The sequence below is a fragment of the Kitasatospora sp. GP82 genome (assembly GCF_029892105.1).
Taxonomy (GTDB): Bacteria; Actinomycetota; Actinomycetes; order Streptomycetales; family Streptomycetaceae; genus Kitasatospora.
Map to the genome: position 1 here is coordinate 116275 of NZ_JARZAJ010000016.1, position 18400 is coordinate 134674.

Sequence of the window (18400 nt, forward strand, 5' to 3'; positions counted from 1 at the left end):
TGCCCGTGGTGTCCACCGGGGGAGTCGGCCCCGGTCAGTCGCTCGCGCCGGAGAGCACCTGCTCCGCGGGGGCGGCTGGTGCGGGACGCCGGCCGGTGAGGGCGCGGACCACGGTCAGCTGGAGCAGCAGGCCGAGAAGTGCCGCTCCTGCCGCCCACAGTGGCAGTACCGAGCCGTCCCAGCCGAGCGAGAAGGCCACGCCCCCCAGGCCCGAGCCGACGGCACTGCCCAGGTAGAGAGCGGATTCGTTCAGGGCCACGGCCACCGGACCGCCCTTGTCGCCGCGTACTTCCAGCAGGTCGTTCTGCTGCGGCACCTGCAGGGCCCATCCCACCGCTCCCCACACCGCGATCGGGATCAGCGCGACCAACGGATGGATCGAGGCGCTGACGCGGAGCATGACGAGTGCCACGACCAGCAGCGCCATGATGCCGACGACGAGCGAGTACGGGCGGCGGACCCGGTCCACCAGGGAGCCGATCAGGGCACTGCCGACCACGCCCCCGATGCCCCAGGCCCAGAGGTACGGAGTGATGGTCTCCACCTTGCCCATGGCTTCGGTCGCCATGACCGGCGCGAAGTAGGTGTACAGCCCGAGGCTGGCGACGGCGGCGAGGAAGGAGACACCGACGATGGAGGCGACGCGGGGATCGGTGATGACCTGGGCACGCTGGCGGAGGCCGACCGAGGTGGTCGCCGGCAGGGCGGGCAGCCTCAGCGCGAGCCCGGCGAAGGAGATGAGCCCGATCGCGGACACTAGCCACAGCGTGGAGCGCCAGCTTGTGTGCTGGGCGATGAAGACTCCCGCAGGCACTCCGATCACGGTGCCGGAGCTCATGCCGCCCATGATGACGGCGAGGGCTCGGCCGCGCCGTTCCTTGTCGACGAGCGAGGCCGCGGCCGATGCGGCGAGCGCCAGGTACAGGCCCGCGCCGACGCCCGCGAAGGCGCGGGCGACGAGCAGTGCCGGAAGCGAGGCGGACAGCGCGCTGCCCGCGTTGGCGACGGTGAAGACGGCGAGCGAGCCGAGCAGTCCGACGCGCACCCGGGAGGCGGAGAGGAAGGTGGCGAAGATCGGGGACGCGATCGCGTAGGCCAGGGTGAACGTGGTGACCATCTGCCCCGTGGCGGAGACGGACGAGTCGAAGTCGTCGGCGATGACCGGCAACAGACCGGCGGTCACATAGGCGTCGAGGCCGAGCGCGAAGGCCCCCAGCCCGAGGAGGTAGACGAGTTTCATGAAGTCCCTCAATGTTCGGTAATCCTAGAACATTCATACATGCTAGGCAGGTGCGCGGCGATGGCAAGCGGGGAGGGGAAAACCAGCCAGATCCGTGCGCGGTCGGCTGTGCGATTCTTACGGGGTGCGCCGATACTTCCACCCGGATCCCGAGGACATCTGCCTTCCGGAGGTGCTGTTCGCGCTGAGCGACGCCACCCGGCTCGGCATCGCGGTAGACCTGTCGGACGGGGGTGAGCGCACGGCGGGGGAGCTGGGCGGTGACATCGCGAAGTCGACGATGACCCATCACCTGAAGATCCTTCGGGAGGCGGGTGTCCTCCGTGTCCGTTCGGAGGGCACCCGCTGCTACAACTCCCTGCGCCTGGCTGATCTGGAGAGCCGCTTCCCCGGCCTGGTCGACCAGCTTCTGAGCTCCGCCGCGAGATGCGGCTACACCTCGGCCGACGCGCGCCGGTAGGGCGTGGGCGGCCGGTTCCCACCGGGCGCGTCGGCCGCCCACGTCGGATCGGATCCAGCGTCGGCCGCCCACGCCGGATCAGAGATCCATGGTGATGTCGTACGCGGCGAGCCAGGAGTTGAGACCCAGCGCCATCTCCAGGCCGGAACGCTCGAACTGTGCACTCATGCCCGTCATCGGACGCGACAGCAGGTTCTTCGCGGCCGGGACGTCCAGCAGCGGAAGCGCCGGCGAGGACGGATCGGCGAGCATGTCGGCGAGAGCCCTGCGAAGCCCGCGCTCGTAGGCGGGGTCCTGGGTCGTCGGATACGGGCTCTTGACCCGCTCCACGATCGACTGCGGCAGCAGGTCCTTGGTGGCGGCCCGCAGCAGACTCTTCTCCCTGCCGTCGAACGACTTCATCTCCCAGGGCACGTTGAAGACGTACTCGACCAGGCGGTGGTCGCAGAACGGCACCCGCACCTCGAGGCCCACCGCCATGCTCATCCGGTCCTTGCGGTCCAGCAGGGTCTGTACGAACCGGGTGAGGTTGACGTAACTCATCTGCCGCATACGGCGGTTGACGCCGTCTTCGCCCGCGAGTACGGGGGCCTCGGAGATCGCCTGGGTGTAGCTGTCGCGCAGGAAGGCGGGCATGCCCAGCTTCTGGATCAGGCCGGGATCGAAGAGCGACTTGCCGTCGAAGTACTTACCGGTCGCGGAGGTGAGCCAGGGGAACGTCTCGGCTTCGACCGCCTCGCGGTCGAAGAACCAGCGGTATCCGCCGAACACCTCGTCCGCCGACTCCCCGGAGAGCGCCACCGTCGAGCGGGCGCGCACCGCCTGGAACAGCCGGTACAGGGAGGGCCACATATCGCCCCAGTACGCCGGCGGCAGGTCCAGTGCGGCCAGAACCTTGGCGCGCAGCTCCGGGTCTGCCAGCTCGGCGCTGTCGATGATGATCTCGCTGTGGTCGGCGCCGATGTGCTGCACCAGGTCGCGCACGAATGGTGCGTCCGAGGTGCCGCGCACCGGGTCCTCGATGAACTCCGCGCCGTGGTCGGCGAAGTCGACGGAGAAGGAGCGCACCGGCCCCTGGCCTCGGGGGCCCAGTTTCCGGTGTGCCAGGGCGGTGATCGCGGAGGAGTCCAGACCCCCGGAGAGCAGCGAGCACAGCGGCACGTCGGCGACGGTCTGGCGGTCCACGATGTCGTCGAGCAGTCCGCGCACCGTGTCGATGGTGGTGGCCAGGTCGTCGGTGTGCTCGCGGGCCTCAAGTGCCCAGTACGTCCGCTTGGTCAGCCCCGAGGCCTGGATCCGTACGAGCTGGCCGGGGCGCACTTCGTACATGCCGGAGAAGACGCCGTGCTCGGGGGTCTTCACCATCTCCAGGACCTCGCGCAGGCCGTCCGAGCCGACCCGGCGGGGGACTGCGGGATGGCCGAGAATCGCCTTGGGCTCGGAGCCGAAGACCACGCCGTCGGCGGTCGGGAAGTAGTAGAGCGGCTTGACGCCCATGCGGTCGCGGATCAGCAGCAGGGTCTGGCTGCGGGCGTCCCACAGGGCGAACGCGTACATGCCGTTCAGCCGGGTGACGAGGTCCTCCCCCCACTCCAGATAGCCGCGCAGCACGACCTCCGTGTCGCTGCGGGTCCTGAAGTGGTGGCCGCGGGACTCCAGTTCGCGGCGTAGCTCCTGGAAGTTGTAGACCTCGCCGCTGTAGGTGAGGCAGGCCAGTGTGCGGCCGTTGTCCTCGGCCGTCATCGGCTGCCGGCCGCCGTCCAGGTCGATGATCGACAGCCTGCGGTGGCCGAGGGCGGCGTGCTCGTCGGCCCACATGCCCGACGCGTCCGGACCACGGCAGGCCATGGTCCGGGTGAGTACCTCGAGGGTGTGGTGGTCCTGGCGGACGTCACGGGTGAAGTCCACCCATCCGGCGATTCCGCACATCTGCGGTCTCCTTCTGCTGTCGGGAAGCTGGAGTTGGGGAGCTGCTGTCAAGAAGAGGGGCCGGGGGAAGTGAGGCCGGGGGAGGGGTGAGAAGAGGAGGGGAGAGAAGGGGTGAGTGGTGACGGTTAGCCGAGGCGCTCCCAGTCGGCCTCCTGGAGCACGGTCCTGCCGTCCGGGAAGTAGGCCGCCGGGCCGATGACCCGCGCGTCGCGCTCCATCCCGTTCAGGAGCCTCTGCAGGCCGAGCGCGCTCGCCAGGTCGGGAAAGGGCGACTCCGGGTGGCGGCCCGTGGTGACGAAGCGGGTGACGTCGGCTGCCATCCGGCCCAGCTTGACCACGGTTTCCGCGCCTGCCGGTACGGGCTGCCGGCCGGTGTCCAGTTCGTGGATCACCTCGTCGCCGTGGGAGGTGCGACGCCATACGCGCAGCCGGTCGGCGTCCCAGGCGGGGGTGTCGTACACCGCGCTCGCGTACACCAGGTCGCCCTCCGGAGAACGCAGGACGAAGTCGATCTCGCGTTTGCGCGTGATGTTCACAAAGCTGCTATAGCCGGTGACCAGGCCCGTCCGGAGGCGGCCGGCGACGGCCACGCTGTCGAGCACCGCCGGTCCGGAGACGGAGAAGTCGGAGCGGGTGCCGAGTACGGACTCCAGGGCGATCCCCTGGCCGTCCCCCGCGATCCACTGGACGAGGTCGAGCGGGTGGATGGCCTCGCTCGGCACGCCGCTGGTGGGGCGGTGGTCGTTGATCCGGTCCTTGCCCCAGGTGAAATGGGCCCGCACCAGTTCGAGGCCCTGCCGTCGGATGTGGTCACGGAGGAAAACGGTGGTCTCGGAATAGCGCTCGACCAGATCGAGGCAGAAGCCGGACGTCTTCGCGAGGCTCTCCTCGACCTTCGCCAGATCGTCCCCGGACGTGGTGAGCGGTTTCTCCGCGACCACGAATCCCTCGAATCCGGCAAGCGCGGTGAGCACCGAGGCATGCGCGGCGTCCGGAACGGTGACCACGACGACATCCGGGCGGAAATGGGCAACGGCTCGGTCGACGGCATCGTAATAGGGGATGTCCGTACGTGTCCTGGTGCGGCCGACGTATGCGAAGGAAACCGGCTCCCCGGTATTCGTGAACGCCTTGTGGAAACGTGTTCCGGCATAGCCGAGCCCGGCGATCAGGATTTTCATGACTCATACGCCTCTCAGGTCCAGGGTCAGCAGGTCCTCGCCGGTCGGGCGGAAGCCGAGGTTTCGGTAGAGCCCGGCACCGTCCGTGGTCGTCTGGAGTGCGACCTGCTGCACTCCGCGCACCCGCAGCCAGTCGAGCACGTACGCCATCACCCGTACGCCGAGGCCCTGGCGGCGGCTCGCCGGGTCGACCACCACCGTCTGCACCCACCCCACCTGCCCCGTCAGGCAGTGCGCGGTCGGGGCGCGGTCGTCGATCACGGCGATGGCGCAGGCCCGCAGGGCGGTCGCGGCACCGCAGGCCGCGACGTGGATCCGCTGGTCCTCGCGGAGGAGGACGCGCTCCAGCCACTGCCGGTAGCCGTGTCGCCAGGCCGCATCCTCCTCGGGGCTGTGGGCCGCATAATGCCCGCCTCCCATGCTGAGAAGGTAGCCGCGTAGTCGGACTAGTTCCGCTATGTCTGCCGCGGTCGCTGCGCGCGGCCGAAGATTTCTCTGGCCAATCACAGAAGGAACTGTAGGAAGGTTCCGGCGGTAAGAGAAATGGCCTGAACGGGGCATCTATGCGCCGACCGCATAACTCCTTCGAGACCCTCGCTGCCTCGTCTTATGCGGTCATTCCATGAACGCCGGTCGCCGGTATTTCTCTTGCCGGAGGCGGTGGGCTACGTTCTCGCCAGCATAGGTTCCCGCAGTGCGTACGGAGGATTTGTGTTCAATTACGTAGACTTCTTCTCCGCCGAGATCGACGAGCTGAAGCGGCGGGGTGGGTACCGGACCTTTCTTGAGATCGAGCGACGGGCGGGCATGTTCCCGGCGGCACTGAGGCACCGGCCGGGACCCGGCCGCCGTATCAGTGTCTGGTGCAGCAACGACTACCTCGGCATGGGCCAGCACCCGCTCGTCCTGGAGTCCATGAAGACGGCCATCGACGAATCGGGGGCGGGCAGCGGCGGTTCACGCAACATCTCGGGCAACAGCCACTACCACGTACGACTCGAGGAGGAACTGGCCGACCTGCACGGCATGGAGGCGGCACTGATCTTCCCCTCCGGCTACTCGGCCAACGACGCGGCTCTCACGGTGCTCGCCGGACGGCTGCCGGGCGGCGTGGTCTTCTCCGACGAGCTCAACCACGCGTCGATGATCGCGGGTATCCGGCACAGCGGGGCCGAGAAGCACGTCTTCCGCCACAACGACGCCGATCACCTCGAAGAGCTGCTGGCGGGCACCGACCCGGCGCTGCCCAAGCTCATCGCGCTGGAGAGCGTGTACTCGATGGAGAGTGACGTCGCCCCACTGGAGCGGATAGCCCAACTCGCCACCGAGTACGGGGCCTTCACCTATCTCGACGAGGTGCACGCGGTCGGCATGTACGGCCCGCAGGGCGCGGGCAAGGCCCCGGAGCTGGGACTTGCGGGCCGCTTCGACGTCGTGCAGGGCACGCTCGCAAAGGCATTCGGCGCCGCGGGCGGCTATGTGGCAGGCCCCGCGCCGGTGATCGACGCCGTCCGCAGCTTCGCGTCCGCGTTCATCTTCACCACCTCGCTGCCTCCGGCGGTCGCGGCCGGTGCGCTGGCCGCGGTCCGGCACCTGAGGCGGTCCGACCGCGAGCGCGCGCAGCTGCGGGCCAAGGCGGCCCTACTCCAGGGGCTGCTGCGAGAGTGCGGCATCCCGGTGGTCTCGGACGAGGCGCATATCGTGCCGGTCCTGGTCGGTGACGCCGACAGGTGCCGGGAGGTCGCGAGCGAGCTCCTGGAGCGGCACGGCATCTACGTGCAGCCGATCAACTCGCCGAGTGTCCCCGTCGGTTCGGAGCGGCTGCGGGTGACTCCGACCCCTCAGCACAGCGACGACGAGGTGATCGCCTTCGCCAAGGCGCTGGACGGGATCTGGGAGCGAGCCGATCTGCCGCGCAGGATCGCCGCCCCCGTGGCCGGCTGACCCATCCGACCCGCCACACCGGTGGCGACGGGGTGTACGACCCGGTGACGGTCGGCGGGTGGTGGCCGGCGGCGGGCCACCACCCCTCAGCGGCGCGGGCCGGCCGTCAGTACTTCCTGCCGAGCGATGGCCGACGCGCGTCCCCCGCGTGCGGACGTCATCCGCTTGACCACGCGCGTGAAGTGTTCCGCCAGCGGATGCGCCCCCTGGACCGGGCAGACCAGCGAGATCGGGATGATCGGCGCTCTCTCCAGGGGGACGCATCTCACCGAGGGGTGCAGATTGCGCCGCAAGACGAGATCCGGCAGCACGGCGACCCCACGGCCCGCCGCGACGGACTCAAGACACTCGTCGAAGTTGTCGCAGCACAGGGCGACCCGCGGCCTGAGGCCCCCCGGCCAGTCGTCGTCGGTCATCGGTCCGCTCACCGAGTTGACGACGAACGGATATCCGGCCAGCTCCGACCACTCGACCACGGCACGTGCGGCCAGCGGATGGTGCTGCGCCACCACGGCCACGTACTCCTCCCTGCCGAGCGGGGTGATCCGCAAGCCGTCCAGGGGTGGCCTGCCGCGCAGTATGGCCACATCGACAGCTCCCAGGTCCACGCCGGCGCCGGGGTCGTCCCGCCGCCGCAGCTCCACTCGCGCTTCGGTCTCCCGCTCGAAGGCGACGATCGCGTCCTGCACCCAGCCGTCGGGCAGCAGCCAGGAGAAGCCGAGCCGCAGGGCGGGGCGTTCGGTGCCGGGGGAGAGCGCCTCCTCGAAGCGAGGGAGCAGTACCCGAAGCTGCTCGCGAAGCTTCACGCCCTCCGGACTGAGGGACACCTGTCGGGTGGTCCGGTAGAAGAGGTGTACGCCCAGCTGCTCCTCCAGCCGCTGGATGGAGCGGGTCAGCGCGGGCTGGTTGCTGTCGAGCTGGGTCGCGGCATGCGTGAAACTGAGTGTCTCCGCCACCGCGAGGAAGGCACGCAGGTGCCTGAAGCTGACATCCCTGGCATCTGAGGTCCGCATGACTCATCCTCGATTCCGTCAGAGTGCGTCGGTTCTCGTGCGCCGGTGCTAGAGAGCCGCGCAGCGGACGCCGGTCAGGCGCCTGGCGCGGGCATAGGTGACCGTGGCCGAGAAGCGGACCTCGCCGCCCTGCACGGCCGTGACGGTGAGCCGGGCGCTGTCGTCGGCGCCCGAGGCGCAGGCGGCGGGAAGCACGGTGATCGTGCAGGGGGAGCCGGGCTCCAGGTGCCGGAAGAACGCACAGTCGAGGCCCAGGATGTCGGCAGGGCCGTCGCCCTCCGTGCCGTCTAACCGGTGGACGAGCTGTGGGGATACGGCGCCGGCCTCGGCCTTGGCGGCCGCAGTGCGCGCAGGCATGTGCATGGAACCCCTCCCGTGATCACACCAATGGCTGGTGTGCCGAACCTTGCAGAAATAACATAGAGGGCGTTCTGTTTCATTGTCGAGGGAAAACTTAGGGCTGAAGTGACGAGACCCCAGCAGGAACGTGCAGTTCAGACCCGTAGGGCGATAGTCCGCGCGGCTGCCGAAGTGTTCGACGAGGCGGGGTACGTCGGGGCGAGGATCACCACCATCCTGGCCCGCGCCGGCACGACCCAGGGCGCCATGTACTTCCACTTCAGGTCCAAGGAGGACCTCGCGAGGGCCGTGATGCTGGAGCAGGCCTCCGACCTGCGGCTGCCGCGGACCCCCCGGGGCCTCCAGCAGTTGGTGGACATCACCCTCAGCATCGCGGTGGGGTTGCAGCACGATGCGCTGCTGCGCGCAGGAGTGCAGCTGGCGGTGGACCAGGGCGGACCGGTCGGCCCCGACGACTCGGTGTACGCGTGGTGGTCCGAACGGTTCCGGGAGGAGCTGGTGGTGGCCCGCGACAAGGGCGAGACGCGTGCCGACATGGACATCGAGGAGTTCGCCGAGCTGCTGGTGGGCGCCTACACCGGGACTCAGATCCTGTCGAACATCCGCTCCGGCCGGGCGGATCTGCCGGAGCGGATCATGACCCTCTGGAAGTACCTGCTGCCTGGCGTCGCCACCCCCGAAACGCTGTCGGCCATCACGCTCGCCGTGGAGCGGAAGCCGCAGCGGGTGTGAGCGCCGGGCGCCCGGTGCTCGTCCTCGGCGTGCGGGCTACCAGTGGGTGGGGCGGGTGAGGGTGTGCGGGAGCTTGGTGGCGGCGTCACCGCGGGCTGCGTTGAGTTGGGCCTGGGTGAGGAAGATGCTGCCGGTGAGGTCCGCGCCGCTCAGGTCGGCGTTGCGGAAGTCGGCCCCGATCAGGTCGGCCACTCGCAGGTCGGCGTTCCTGAGGTCGGCTGCGATGAGGTAGGCGCCGCGGAGGTTGGCCCCGCGGAGGTTGGCGCCCTTGAGCTTGGCCCCGATGAGGTCGGCGCCCCGGTGGTTCTTCTTGCGGCCGGGGACGCCGGCCCGGGCCAGTTCGCTGGTGCGCAGCAGGAGGGCGTTGGTCTCGTGGCGGAGTTCGGCCACGTCGACCCGGGCGAGGGCTGCGGCGTCCTGGCGGGTGAGGGCGTCGAGGCCGTCCTGTGCGCGGCGGAGGTCGTCGTGGACGGGACGGGCCGCCGGCAGGGTGAGGGCCTCGGCCAGGTACCAGAGCAGTTCGTGCAGTTGCCGCATCACGGGGAACACGTCGAACATCTGCCGGGCGGTGTCGGGGGCCTCCCGCCAGCTCCGGCCGCCGAAGGTGACCTGGGAGACCTTCTGCCCCGCGCCGAAGCAGTCGAAGACGGTGCAGCCGGAGAAGCCCTTGTCGCGGAGACGCGTGTGAATGCCGCAGCGGAAGTCGTCCTGCAGGTTGGTGCAGGGCTTCCCGGCGTCCTTGTTGACCGCGAAGTCGGCCGAGGCGGCGAACGGCAGCGCGACACAGCACAGGCCGAAGCAGTCGGCGCAGTCGGCCTGCAGGCCGAGCCGGCTTCCGTCGGTGGCGGGGACTTCGTGCTTCTCGGACAATGTGCTGCCTGACCTCGTGCTGCAAGGTGAGCCCGGCTTCCGGCCGGGCTCGGGACGAAACGCCATTGTCCCTGACCGGGCGCCGTCAGGCGGACCTGGGTGGTGCGGCTGTGCCCCGCCGGTCGCCGGTGGTACCCGGCGGGGCGGCAGTCCGATGCGTCCGAGGAGTCACTGTGGTCTGCACCATGACGTGCTGTCAGGTCGTCCCACTGATCCGATCGAATCGGCCCGTCGGCTTTCGGCCACCGCTTCGGGCGCCGATGGGGCCGGGAGCGCGGGCGTCAGTCCTCGGAAGGCCCCGGGGTGGACCGGCGGTCGGCCCAGACGTAGGCAGCGGGCAGCAGTTGGGCGATGGAGACGGTCCGTAGCTGGACGTCGGTCCCGGTGCCGGAGTCTGCCCCGCTGCCGAGGATGACGTCGAGTTCGGGGAAGTAGTCGAACAGGACCTGGCGGCAACGGCCGCACGGTGGGACGACCCCGCGCCCGCCGTTGCCGACGGCGACGATCGTGTCGAGCTCGTACGCGCCCTGGGCGGCGGCGGTGCCGATCAGCACCAGTTCGGCGCAGGGGCCGCCGGTGAAGTGGTAGGCGTTGAGCGCCGTGATGATCCGGCCGTCCCTGGCGCGGGCGGCGGCGGCCACGGTGTGGTTGTCGCCCCGGGCGTACTGCTGGACGGTGTGAGTGGCGGCCCGGACGAGGTCGTGGTCGATGCTGCGGTGGTGCAAGGCCATTGGATCGCCGATCGGTCGGAGTGCCCCGGTCGGCGCGGCGGGGTCGACCGGGGCACTCGGGCATCAGTCCAGGTTGTGGTGGGGTTCCACGCCGTCGTAGTCGATGTCGGCCGGTCGGCCGGGGAACTCGTTCTCCCGGCCCGCGTCGGCAACGTCGTTGACCGTGTCGCCGATGGCGCCGGACCTGGTGTCGCCGGTGGTCTCGTCGCCGGGGGCGGGCTCCTCGTATGTGCTGGGCATGGTGTCTCTCCTCGGTCGGGTGTCTGACACTCTTGCCCGGAGAGTAATCGGACGTGATCGTTCCGGATCCCCGCCCCTTCGAGGCCGTCCCCAGGTTCACCCGAAGGGCAGGCAGCGCCCGGCGGTCAGCCGAGGTGGCCGGGGCTGTGCAGCAGGGCGGTACGGCCGTCCCGGCGGGCCTGGAGTGCGTGTACGAGGCGTGGGACGGCGTACGGGTGCAGCAGCTCGACGGCCCGCCGGGTGGGGAAGAATCCGTACTCGGCGACTTCGTCGGCCTGCGGGTGGATCGGGACGTCGGCGGCGACGGTGCCACCGTCGAGCATGAACTGCACGGCCGGGTACGCGTGTTGGGCCTGTTCTGGCAGTGGGTCGCGCCACTCCACCACGACCAGGCGCAGATCGGTGACCGTCAGCCCGGTCTCCTCCCGCACCTCCCGGGCGGCGCACTGCGCCGGCCCTCGCCGTGGTCGATCACGCCGGCGGGGTACAGCCAGGAGTCGCGGTAACTCGCCTTCAGCAGCAGGATGTTGTCCTCGGGGTCGGTCAGCAGCACGCTGCTCCCGACGTAGGCGCGGACGAGGCCCGCCGGCCATTCGTGCCCGGGCAGCCAGGTGGTCGGTCAACGGACTTGCTCCCCGGGGGCGTTGCGTGGGCGTTTCGGTCACATCGGCTGGTTGATGGTGGTCATGGCGAGGGCGCGGAGCGGCACCAGCAGGGTGCGGTCCCGGCCGTAGTAGACGGAGTTGGTGAGGATGACGAGGTAGCGGCCGGAGTGCGGGGTGAGGTGGAGGCTGGTGCCGGTGAAGCCGTGGTGGTAGGCGACGGCTCCGACGGGGGAGGGCGGTTCGCCGTCGGTGGTGATCCAGGCGAGGCCGCGGTGGCGGCCCGGTTCGATGCGGGCGGCGGGCCGCATGCTCTCGGCGAGCCAGGGGGAGGTGAGGGCGTGCCGGGCGAAGGCGGCCAGATCGGCGGCGGTGCTGAACGCCCCGGCATGGCCCGCGATTCCACCCATCAGGGCGGCGCTCGGATCGTGCACGGTGCCCCAGATCCGAGGCGCCCCCACCAGGCGCGGTTCGGTCGGTGCGACCTGCGGCGTGCGGAGCAGCGGCCCGTACGCCGTTTCGGCCATGCCCAGTTCACGCCACATCTCGTCTGCGGTCAGGTCGAGTCGGCGTCCGTGCAGGGCGGTGAGGAGCAGGCCGAGCAGGATGAAACCCCGGTCGATGTAGTGGTGCCGGCTGCCGGGCTCGCTGATCAGCGCCTCCTGGCAGATCAGTTGGGCCAGCGGGGTGGGGTCTCCCAGATAGCGGTCGAAGCGGGTGTGGTCGAGCAGGCCGCTGGTGTGGGTCATCAGGTGACGGATCGTCAGACTGCTGCCGGGGGCCTCGGGCGGGAGGTCGGGAAGGTAGCTGCGGACGGGTGCGTCGAGGTCGAGCAGGCCGGCCCGGACGGCTCGGCCGACCAGCGGCCAGGTGGCCACGACCTTGGTGAGGGAGGCCAGGTCGTAGCGGGTGTGCTCGTCGGGGGCGGCGGGGCCGCACTCGGCGCCGACGACGCCGCAGGTGGCGGTGGAGCGCGGGCCGTCGAGCGTACCGGCGGTGATCACGCCGCCGGGGACCTGGCCGACGGCGACGAGCGGTTCCAGGGCGTCCTTCAGGGTGGCGACGGCGGTGGCCGCCCAGTCCCGGGCCGAGGGCACGAGGCATTCCCTCCCAATCCAGTGGGCTCCCGCCTCCGGGCGGGCCACGGTCACTCGTACCCCGGACGCCCTCCCCGAAAGCGGAACGGAGTGCAGGAGGCGGACAGCGGCCGACTGCGCGAGCCGCGCCCGCCGTACCCCGTCGGGTGGTTCAGGCCGAGGTGGACAGCTCCTCCAGGACGGCGACCGCGCGGTCGGCCTCGTCGGCCGCGACGAAGAGGTGGTCGTGGTGGAAGCCCGCCACCACATTGCAGCTGATGCCGTGCTCGGCGAGGCGTCCGGCGACCGCGGCGGTCAGGCCGACGGCCTCCAGCGCGGAGTGGATGTGCAGGGTGATCCAGGCGGCGACGTACTCGTAGCGCAGGCCGAGGGCGTCGGCCTCCTCCTGAGCCACCACCACGGTGGGGCCCTCCGGTTCGGCGACCGTGACCACCGGGCGCAGCCCGGCCGGGACACGGGCGGGAAGGGTGCAGTACACGTACCGGCCCGGGTTGAGTGTCGGGCGCATTCCGCTGAGCAGCTTCTGGAGATCTCGTTCACCGGCCATGGCGGCCACGGTAGTCCGTGCGTCCGGCGGCGGGCGGGAGGACGCGGCCGATCGTGGTCGCGACGTCGGCCGCGCCCCAATTGCCGGAGGGCCTAGAGTTTCGGCGGAACCGGTTCGCCGTGTGCCGAGGGCAGTCCCCGCAGTACCAGGAACGCGGCGGCGGTCAGTACGACCGTGGCGGACAGGACGGCCTGGCGCAGCCCCAGGGTGGAGCCGATGGCGCCGCCGAGCAGGCCGCCGAGCGGCATGCTGCCCCAGGCGAGGACCCGGTAGGCGGCGGTGACCCGGCCCATCAGGGCGTCCGGGATGCGCGTCTGGCGTTCCGAGACCGTCACCACGTTCCAGACCACGACCATGAGGCCGTTGAGACCCAGCAGCGCAGCGCCCAGCAGGGGCGAGGAGGTGGCGGCGAGTCCCGCGAAGGCGGCGGCCGAGCCCAGGGCCGAGACGGCGAGCAGGGTCCTGGTGGACAGGCGCTGTGCCAGGGGTGCGGCCGCCGCGCTGCCGACGACGCTGCCCACGGCGCTGACGGTCAGCAGCAGGCCGTAGCCGGTGCTGCCCAGATGCAGGTGCTCCTGGGCGAAGAGCACCATCACCCCCCAGGCGGCCGCACTGCCGAGACCGAGCAGGACGGTCGAGGCGGCAAGGGTGCGCACGACTCGGTCCCCGCGCAGCCAGCGCAGTCCCTCGGCCACGCTGCCGGGCAGGCTGCGTGCGGGTGGGGCTGTGGACGCGGCCCCGGCCCCGGCCCCGGCTCCGGTCCCGGCTCCGGTCCCGGCGCCGGTCCCGGGCGCGGGTGTGGTGCGGAAGCTGCCGGACACTCCCGCCACGAGTACGACGCCGAGCACGAAGCTGATCGCGTCCACGGCGAGTGGCAGCGCCGGGGCGGCGGCGAACAGGGCCGCCCCCGTGGCCGGTCCGGCGAACTGGACCAGCACCGTGGAACTTCCCTGCAGCAGGCTGTTGGCGCGGACCAGTGAGCTGTGGCCCGCCACCCGGGGGATGACGGCCTGCGCCGAGGTGTCGAAGAAGGTCTGCGCCGTTCCCAGGCCGAAGAGCGCCAGCACCAGGAGCCAGACACCGCCCGCGTCGAGTGCCACCAGTGCGGCCAACCCGCCTACCAGCACGGCTCGGACCGTGTCCGCGCGGAGCATGGTGACACGGCGGTCCCATCGGTCGACCAGCCCTCCGGCGAGCAGTCCGAACACCAGCCAGGGGGCCTGGGCGGCCGCCGAGATCCCGGACACCGCGAGGGGGTCGTGGGTGTAGCGGGCGGCCAGGAGCGGGAACGCGCTGAGCACCACGCCGTCCCCGAGGCCGGAGACCGAGGCGGCGGCCCACAGCCGCCAGAAGTTCCAGGGCAGCCCGGCGAGGCCGCCCGCCGACGCGGGCGGAGCGGGCGGAGCGGGCCGAGCGGGTGGGGCGGAGTGCGTGGGCGGTGCCGCAGGCGGAGTCGTCCGCGCCCGATCCGACCCTGACCGGCTCGGCGGGAGCGGCCGGCCGTCCGACCTCGAACTCTCCATGTTCTGGCGTCAACCCCCTGTGTCAGAGCCTTGGTTCGGCATCCAAGGCTAACCCGTTGACAGTGCCCGGACAGGTGCGTAGCTTCGTTCGAGGCCAAGCCCTCTGTGTGTAGATCCTCGGTTTCCCGTCGATCAGGAGGTTGAGTGACCGCCCTCAGCGCCGCCATGGAAGTCTGCAACTCCCTTTCCGATCACATGAGTTTTGGCAGGGCCGAGTCGATCCGCCGACGGGCCGGTGAAGTTCTCGACTTCTCGCTGGACATCCTGGCCGAGCAGCGCCCCGAACCCGCGGTCGCGGCCGGTGCGCGGCGGATCCGCAGTGACGGGCTGCTCTTCGACCCGGTCGTACGCGATGCCCTGGAGATCGGCCTGCGTGAACTGAAGCAGGGCCAACTCGCCGATGAGAGCGAAGTGTTCGGCACTCTTGCCCGGATCGGCGGGCAGCGGGAGCCGGGGGTGCTGCGGGAGGTCCCGCTGCCGGTGCTGCAACTCGCGGGGCAGGGTGTGGGGCAGGCCGAGGGTGTGCAGGTGTGGAGTCCGGCGGCGGCTGCTCCGGGGGCCTCGGCCAGGTTCGCCGAGCTCTGCGCGGAGCAGCTGAACCGGGAGGGGATCGAGGCCCGGACGGTCGACAGTCGCCGGGAGGACGTCGAACTTCTGCTCAGGTCGGCCGAGTTGGCCCGGTCGCTGCTGGGCGGCCTGGCTGTCGGTCTGTTCTCGCACGTCCGGGTCGTGGTGCTGGTGGCGGGCCGTTCGGTGTTCCGCAGCGCTTCGGACCGGGGCGCCCCCGGTACCGTGTTCCTGCGGCTCGTCCCCGGCGACCAGCCGCTCACGGTCGCCGAGCTGATCGTGCACGAGTCCGTCCATCACCGGCTCTACGATCTGTACTCCTCACGGTCCATCCTCTCCGCCGGATACCAGGACCGGGCCGCCGAGCCGATCGTCGCGCACTGGAACCGGCCCTCCCCCTTCGACACCAACCTCTGGTCCCCCGACCGGGCCCTCGCCGCCTTCCATGTCTACGTCCATCTCGCCGCGCTCTTCATCCGGGCGGCCCAGGAGCGTGCACACCCGCGGTCGCCGCTCCTTCCGGTGCTGCCGGTCGGCGCGCTGCCCCGGGCCCGGCAGTCCTGCGACCGCGCCCGCTATCTCGGCGAGCAGCTGCGGGCACGGTCGGCGGATCTCGGCCCGGACGGCCTCCACCTGGTGGAGTGGCTGCTCGACAACCTCTCCCGGCTCGAAACGGCTCTTCCGGAAACGGCTTTTCTCGAAACTGCTCTTCCTGAAACTGCTCTTCCCGAAACGACTGCGGCAGAGGGGTGAGGCAAGGCCATGGGCATGACCCTGGACGCGGGCCGGCTGGGTGCCTACCGGGACACCGGCAGCGTGAGCCTCGGTCAGCTGCTCACCGAATCCCAGCGGACGGAGCTGATCCACCGGCTCGACCTGGAGTACGGACTGGCCGACGGCCGGCATCTGGAGTTCGACGGAGTGTCGGGCAGTGGCCCCGGCAAGCTCAAGGTCTTCATCAACTGGTGGGAGCGCCAGCAGGACGTGGTGGTCGAGGCCGAGGCGCAGATCGCTCTGTGGGCCTCGGAGTTGCTCGGCTCGCGTGCCCGGCCGATGGGTGACGAGACCTTCATCAAGCCGCCGCAGCACGGAGCCGAGATCCAGTGGCATCAGGACTTCGCGGTCTACGCCGAGTTCGACGACCGCTTTCTGACCTGCTGGATCGCCCTGGACGACGCCACCGAGGGCAACGGTGCGATGGTCTTCGCCCCCGGGACGCACGAACGCGGCCGGTTCCGGCCGCCGCAGCTGGCGGCGCCGGCGGCGGAACCGGCGGACGGCCGGGCTCTTCAGGGCCTCGACCATCTGGCGACGCTGGACCTGCCGGTGCTGCCGGACCCGGTGGCGATCGGAGTGCCGACCCGGGCGCACGAGGTGTCGGCCGGTCACTGCTCCTTCCACCACCCCCACCTCTGGCACCGGTCCGGGCCGAACAACAGCCCGCACTGGCGGCGCGCCGTGGCCCGCCGCTTCTGGGCCGACGACAGCGACCGGGTGCTGGGCCGATAGACCCGGCGGCCGACTCCGCGCCGGCCGCCCCGCACCGACGACAGGCACAACCACAGGAAGCAGGAAGAGAGGACACTGCGTGGAAGCGGTCATGCATGAACCGGTGAAGATCTGGGTCCAGGCCACCACCCGGTGCAACATGGATTGCATCCAGTGCTACGACGACGTGTGTTCGCCCGAGGGGCGGCCGGACGAACTCACGCTGGAGGAGCACAAGAAGCTTGTCGACTACTACGTCGACAACGGGATCATGCATGTCTTCTACGAGGGAGGCGAGCCCTTCCTGCGGCCGGACTTCCTCGACCTCGTCGAGTACTCCGGGCGGCGGCTGATGACCTGGATCCGGACCAACGGGACGCTGCTCGACCAGCCCACCGTGGACCGTCTGGTCGGCGCCGGTGTCAACACCGTGGTGGTGGACCTGTTCGCGGCCCGCAAGGAGACGCACGAGCGCATCACGGGCCTGCCGGGCAGCTATGACCTGGCTGTCGAGGGGATCCGCCGGCTGGTGGACAGCCCGATCAAGGTGATCATGGCCTGTATCGTCAACCGCTACTCCGCGCCCGAGCTCCAGGAGTACACCGAGCTGGCCTCGTCGCTCGGTGTCCCCAGGGTCGGTTGCCTGCGGCTCTACCCGCTCGGGCGGGCCAAGCAGAACTGGTCGGACCTGTCCGTGTCGCTGGACCGGATGACCGAGGCGATCGAGTCGGTGCAGCCGCCGGACGACGTGTACTTCATGAAGTCCTGGCACCCCAAGAACGCCAACTGCTGCTGGCAGTCCATCGCGCTGGACGCCTCCGGCACCGCGATCGGCTGCCCCTACCTGCGCGGCCTGGTCGACTTCGGCAGCGTCCGCGAGGTGCCGCTGCTGCAGACCTGGGACGACCCGCTGCACCGCCAACTGCGGGACGCCACGGGGCCCGGTGGCTGCGACGGCTGCTACGGAACCTCCAAGACCCGCGGCGGGTGCCGGAGCACCGCCTACGCGTTCACCGGCCGCTGGGACGGACAGGACCCGTTCTGCTCGGAGATGAACAACGGAACGGACCTGACCCGCCTCCCGGAGGAGTACCTGCGCCGCAGTCTGCCGGTCTACCAGCCCGGCCGGCTGGCGGGCTGACCGCAGCCGACAGCCGACCGTTCCTGTGCCGCCGGTGATTACAACGGCGGCACGGGAGCAGCCGGCGAACGAGAGCAGCCAACGAACGGGAGTAGCTGCAGATGCCTTTTGTGGAAGGCCGATTCGTCAAGACCGACGGTATCCGGGAACGGCCGATGGAGGAGTGGGACTGCCTGCTGGTCTTCACCCCCGCCAAGCCCGACCTGCATATCCTCAACACCACCAGCTGGGCGATCATGGAGCTCTGCGAGGGCCAGGACTTCACCCAACTGGTCGCCGACTACCAGGAGTTCAGCGGCGGCCGGGTGGACCGGGACGCGGCCCGCAACCATGTGCGCCGAGTCGTGCGCAACCTCGAAACCAAGGGAATCGTCACGCGGTTGGCGGCCGAGCCGACCGCCACCGAGCAGCTCTCGGCCGCCGCGGGCTGAGTACGCGCCCCGCCGCCCCGCCAGTGCTGCCCGCACCCCCAGAGCCGCCGGGCACGGCCGTGCCCGGTGCGGCAGGTGGGTACCGACCGGTCCCACCGCGACCACCAGGAAGGAGGGAGAGCATGGCCAAGGAGAACAGCGCCCTCGACCGGCTCAAGCAGAAGGTCGAGCAGCTCGGAGCCATCGAGGAGCCGGCCGCTGCGGTCATCGAGCCGGAGATCCGTACGCCTGCCCAGTACGCGATGTACACCACGCTGCCGGACGACAGCGAGGACCTCGCGTAACCGTCGTCCGAGCACCCTGA

Annotated in this window: 22 protein-coding genes; 8 read left to right on the forward strand and 14 right to left on the reverse strand. The window is 70.4% G+C overall.

The window, feature by feature from the left end:
• Positions 1-34: 34 nt before the first annotated feature.
• The gene (locus P3T39_RS18825; RefSeq protein WP_280699174.1) at positions 35-1240 is read right to left on the reverse strand and encodes an MFS transporter; all 1206 of its coding nucleotides are present in this window, start codon (positions 1238-1240) and stop codon (positions 35-37) included.
• 124 nt (positions 1241-1364) lie between these two features.
• On the opposite strand from P3T39_RS18825, the gene P3T39_RS18830 reads away from it, so the two are divergent.
• Positions 1365-1700 carry a helix-turn-helix domain-containing protein gene (locus P3T39_RS18830; protein ID WP_280699177.1) on the forward strand — a complete coding sequence of 112 codons (336 nt, stop codon included), beginning with the start codon at positions 1365-1367 and terminating at the stop codon, positions 1698-1700.
• A 78-nt stretch (positions 1701-1778) separates the two neighbouring features.
• Here the strand turns inward: P3T39_RS18830 and asnB are convergent, their stop codons facing one another.
• The 3 genes from asnB to P3T39_RS18845 all read right to left on the reverse strand — a co-directional run bounded on the left by asnB (position 1779) and on the right by P3T39_RS18845 (position 5230).
• Positions 1779-3629 carry an asparagine synthase (glutamine-hydrolyzing) gene (gene asnB / locus P3T39_RS18835; protein WP_280699179.1) on the reverse strand — a complete coding sequence of 617 codons (1851 nt, stop codon included), beginning with the start codon at positions 3627-3629 and terminating at the stop codon, positions 1779-1781.
• Positions 3630-3754: 125 nt separating this feature from the next.
• Entirely contained in the window at positions 3755-4810 is a 1056-nt protein-coding gene (locus P3T39_RS18840; protein ID WP_280699181.1) for a Gfo/Idh/MocA family oxidoreductase, read from the reverse strand.
• Positions 4811-4813: 3 nt separating this feature from the next.
• Complete coding sequence (locus P3T39_RS18845; RefSeq protein ID WP_280699183.1) at positions 4814-5230, reverse strand: GNAT family N-acetyltransferase; 417 nt, start codon at positions 5228-5230, stop codon at positions 4814-4816.
• Between the two features lie 291 nt (positions 5231-5521).
• On the opposite strand from P3T39_RS18845, the gene hemA reads away from it, so the two are divergent.
• Positions 5522-6754, forward strand: coding sequence for a 5-aminolevulinate synthase (gene hemA / locus P3T39_RS18850; protein WP_280699185.1), 1233 nt, complete (start codon positions 5522-5524; stop codon positions 6752-6754).
• Positions 6755-6840: 86 nt separating this feature from the next.
• Here the strand turns inward: hemA and P3T39_RS18855 are convergent, their stop codons facing one another.
• Complete coding sequence (locus P3T39_RS18855; RefSeq protein WP_280699187.1) at positions 6841-7767, reverse strand: LysR family transcriptional regulator; 927 nt, start codon at positions 7765-7767, stop codon at positions 6841-6843.
• 48 nt (positions 7768-7815) lie between these two features.
• Entirely contained in the window at positions 7816-8124 is a 309-nt protein-coding gene (locus P3T39_RS18860; RefSeq protein WP_280699189.1) for a hypothetical protein, read from the reverse strand.
• 108 nt (positions 8125-8232) lie between these two features.
• On the opposite strand from P3T39_RS18860, the gene P3T39_RS18865 reads away from it, so the two are divergent.
• Entirely contained in the window at positions 8233-8859 is a 627-nt protein-coding gene (locus P3T39_RS18865; protein WP_280699191.1) for a ScbR family autoregulator-binding transcription factor, read from the forward strand.
• A gap of 36 nt (positions 8860-8895) precedes the next feature.
• On the opposite strand, the gene P3T39_RS18870 is transcribed toward P3T39_RS18865, so the two are convergent.
• The 8 genes from P3T39_RS18870 to P3T39_RS18905 all read right to left on the reverse strand — a co-directional run bounded on the left by P3T39_RS18870 (position 8896) and on the right by P3T39_RS18905 (position 14469).
• Complete coding sequence (locus tag P3T39_RS18870; RefSeq protein ID WP_280699196.1) at positions 8896-9729, reverse strand: pentapeptide repeat-containing protein; 834 nt, start codon at positions 9727-9729, stop codon at positions 8896-8898.
• A gap of 281 nt (positions 9730-10010) precedes the next feature.
• The gene (locus P3T39_RS18875) at positions 10011-10460 is read right to left on the reverse strand and encodes a cytidine deaminase (protein WP_280699197.1); all 450 of its coding nucleotides are present in this window, start codon (positions 10458-10460) and stop codon (positions 10011-10013) included.
• Positions 10461-10523: 63 nt separating this feature from the next.
• Positions 10524-10700: a hypothetical protein gene (locus tag P3T39_RS18880; RefSeq protein ID WP_280699200.1), complete on the reverse strand. Its 177-nt coding sequence runs from the start codon at positions 10698-10700 to the stop codon at positions 10524-10526.
• A gap of 125 nt (positions 10701-10825) precedes the next feature.
• Positions 10826-11131: a hypothetical protein gene (locus tag P3T39_RS18885; RefSeq protein ID WP_280699202.1), complete on the reverse strand. Its 306-nt coding sequence runs from the start codon at positions 11129-11131 to the stop codon at positions 10826-10828.
• Positions 11110-11253, reverse strand: coding sequence for a hypothetical protein (locus tag P3T39_RS18890; RefSeq protein WP_280699205.1), 144 nt, complete (start codon positions 11251-11253; stop codon positions 11110-11112). The genes P3T39_RS18885 and P3T39_RS18890 overlap by 22 nt, the downstream gene beginning before the upstream one ends.
• A 108-nt stretch (positions 11254-11361) precedes the next feature.
• A complete protein-coding gene (locus P3T39_RS18895) occupies positions 11362-12399 on the reverse strand; it encodes a serine hydrolase domain-containing protein (RefSeq protein ID WP_280699207.1) in 1038 nt (345 codons plus the stop codon).
• A gap of 151 nt (positions 12400-12550) precedes the next feature.
• Positions 12551-12946: an ACT domain-containing protein gene (locus P3T39_RS18900; protein WP_280699209.1), complete on the reverse strand. Its 396-nt coding sequence runs from the start codon at positions 12944-12946 to the stop codon at positions 12551-12553.
• 92 nt (positions 12947-13038) lie between these two features.
• The gene (locus P3T39_RS18905) at positions 13039-14469 is read right to left on the reverse strand and encodes an MFS transporter (protein ID WP_280699211.1); all 1431 of its coding nucleotides are present in this window, start codon (positions 14467-14469) and stop codon (positions 13039-13041) included.
• Positions 14470-14613: 144 nt separating this feature from the next.
• Between P3T39_RS18905 and P3T39_RS18910 the strand changes: the two genes are divergently transcribed.
• The 5 genes from P3T39_RS18910 to P3T39_RS18930 all read left to right on the forward strand — a co-directional run bounded on the left by P3T39_RS18910 (position 14614) and on the right by P3T39_RS18930 (position 18380).
• Positions 14614-15789 carry a hypothetical protein gene (locus P3T39_RS18910; RefSeq protein ID WP_280699213.1) on the forward strand — a complete coding sequence of 392 codons (1176 nt, stop codon included), beginning with the start codon at positions 14614-14616 and terminating at the stop codon, positions 15787-15789.
• 15 nt (positions 15790-15804) lie between these two features.
• Positions 15805-16545: a phytanoyl-CoA dioxygenase family protein gene (locus tag P3T39_RS18915; RefSeq protein WP_280699214.1), complete on the forward strand. Its 741-nt coding sequence runs from the start codon at positions 15805-15807 to the stop codon at positions 16543-16545.
• 91 nt (positions 16546-16636) lie between these two features.
• Positions 16637-17665, forward strand: a complete 1029-nt coding sequence (locus P3T39_RS18920) for a radical SAM protein (protein WP_280699216.1) — start codon at positions 16637-16639, stop codon at positions 17663-17665.
• Positions 17666-17766: 101 nt separating this feature from the next.
• Entirely contained in the window at positions 17767-18096 is a 330-nt protein-coding gene (locus tag P3T39_RS18925; RefSeq protein ID WP_280699218.1) for a PqqD family protein, read from the forward strand.
• A 122-nt stretch (positions 18097-18218) separates the two neighbouring features.
• Complete coding sequence (locus P3T39_RS18930; protein ID WP_280699220.1) at positions 18219-18380, forward strand: hypothetical protein; 162 nt, start codon at positions 18219-18221, stop codon at positions 18378-18380.
• Positions 18381-18400: the final 20 nt, after the last annotated feature.

What these genes read in the sequence shown, in the direction of transcription:
- P3T39_RS18855 (WP_280699187.1), bottom strand. Translation starts at nt 7,767, where the DNA reads ATGCGGACCTCAGATGCCAGGGATGTCAGCTTCAGGCACCTGCGTGCC.
- P3T39_RS18880 (WP_280699200.1), bottom strand. Translation starts at nt 10,700, where the DNA reads ATGCCCAGCACATACGAGGAGCCCGCCCCCGGCGACGAGACCACCGGC.
- P3T39_RS18900 (WP_280699209.1), bottom strand. Translation starts at nt 12,946, where the DNA reads ATGGCCGGTGAACGAGATCTCCAGAAGCTGCTCAGCGGAATGCGCCCG.
- P3T39_RS18920 (WP_280699216.1), top strand. Translation starts at nt 16,637, where the DNA reads ATGCATGAACCGGTGAAGATCTGGGTCCAGGCCACCACCCGGTGCAAC.
- P3T39_RS18930 (WP_280699220.1), top strand. Translation starts at nt 18,219, where the DNA reads ATGGCCAAGGAGAACAGCGCCCTCGACCGGCTCAAGCAGAAGGTCGAG.
- P3T39_RS18875 (WP_280699197.1), bottom strand. Translation starts at nt 10,460, where the DNA reads ATGGCCTTGCACCACCGCAGCATCGACCACGACCTCGTCCGGGCCGCC.
- P3T39_RS18825 (WP_280699174.1), bottom strand. Translation starts at nt 1,240, where the DNA reads ATGAAACTCGTCTACCTCCTCGGGCTGGGGGCCTTCGCGCTCGGCCTC.
- P3T39_RS18905 (WP_280699211.1), bottom strand. Translation starts at nt 14,469, where the DNA reads ATGGAGAGTTCGAGGTCGGACGGCCGGCCGCTCCCGCCGAGCCGGTCA.
- P3T39_RS18845 (WP_280699183.1), bottom strand. Translation starts at nt 5,230, where the DNA reads ATGGGAGGCGGGCATTATGCGGCCCACAGCCCCGAGGAGGATGCGGCC.
- P3T39_RS18840 (WP_280699181.1), bottom strand. Translation starts at nt 4,810, where the DNA reads ATGAAAATCCTGATCGCCGGGCTCGGCTATGCCGGAACACGTTTCCAC.
- P3T39_RS18925 (WP_280699218.1), top strand. Translation starts at nt 17,767, where the DNA reads ATGCCTTTTGTGGAAGGCCGATTCGTCAAGACCGACGGTATCCGGGAA.
- P3T39_RS18860 (WP_280699189.1), bottom strand. Translation starts at nt 8,124, where the DNA reads ATGCCTGCGCGCACTGCGGCCGCCAAGGCCGAGGCCGGCGCCGTATCC.
- asnB (WP_280699179.1), bottom strand. Translation starts at nt 3,629, where the DNA reads ATGTGCGGAATCGCCGGATGGGTGGACTTCACCCGTGACGTCCGCCAG.
- P3T39_RS18915 (WP_280699214.1), top strand. Translation starts at nt 15,805, where the DNA reads ATGACCCTGGACGCGGGCCGGCTGGGTGCCTACCGGGACACCGGCAGC.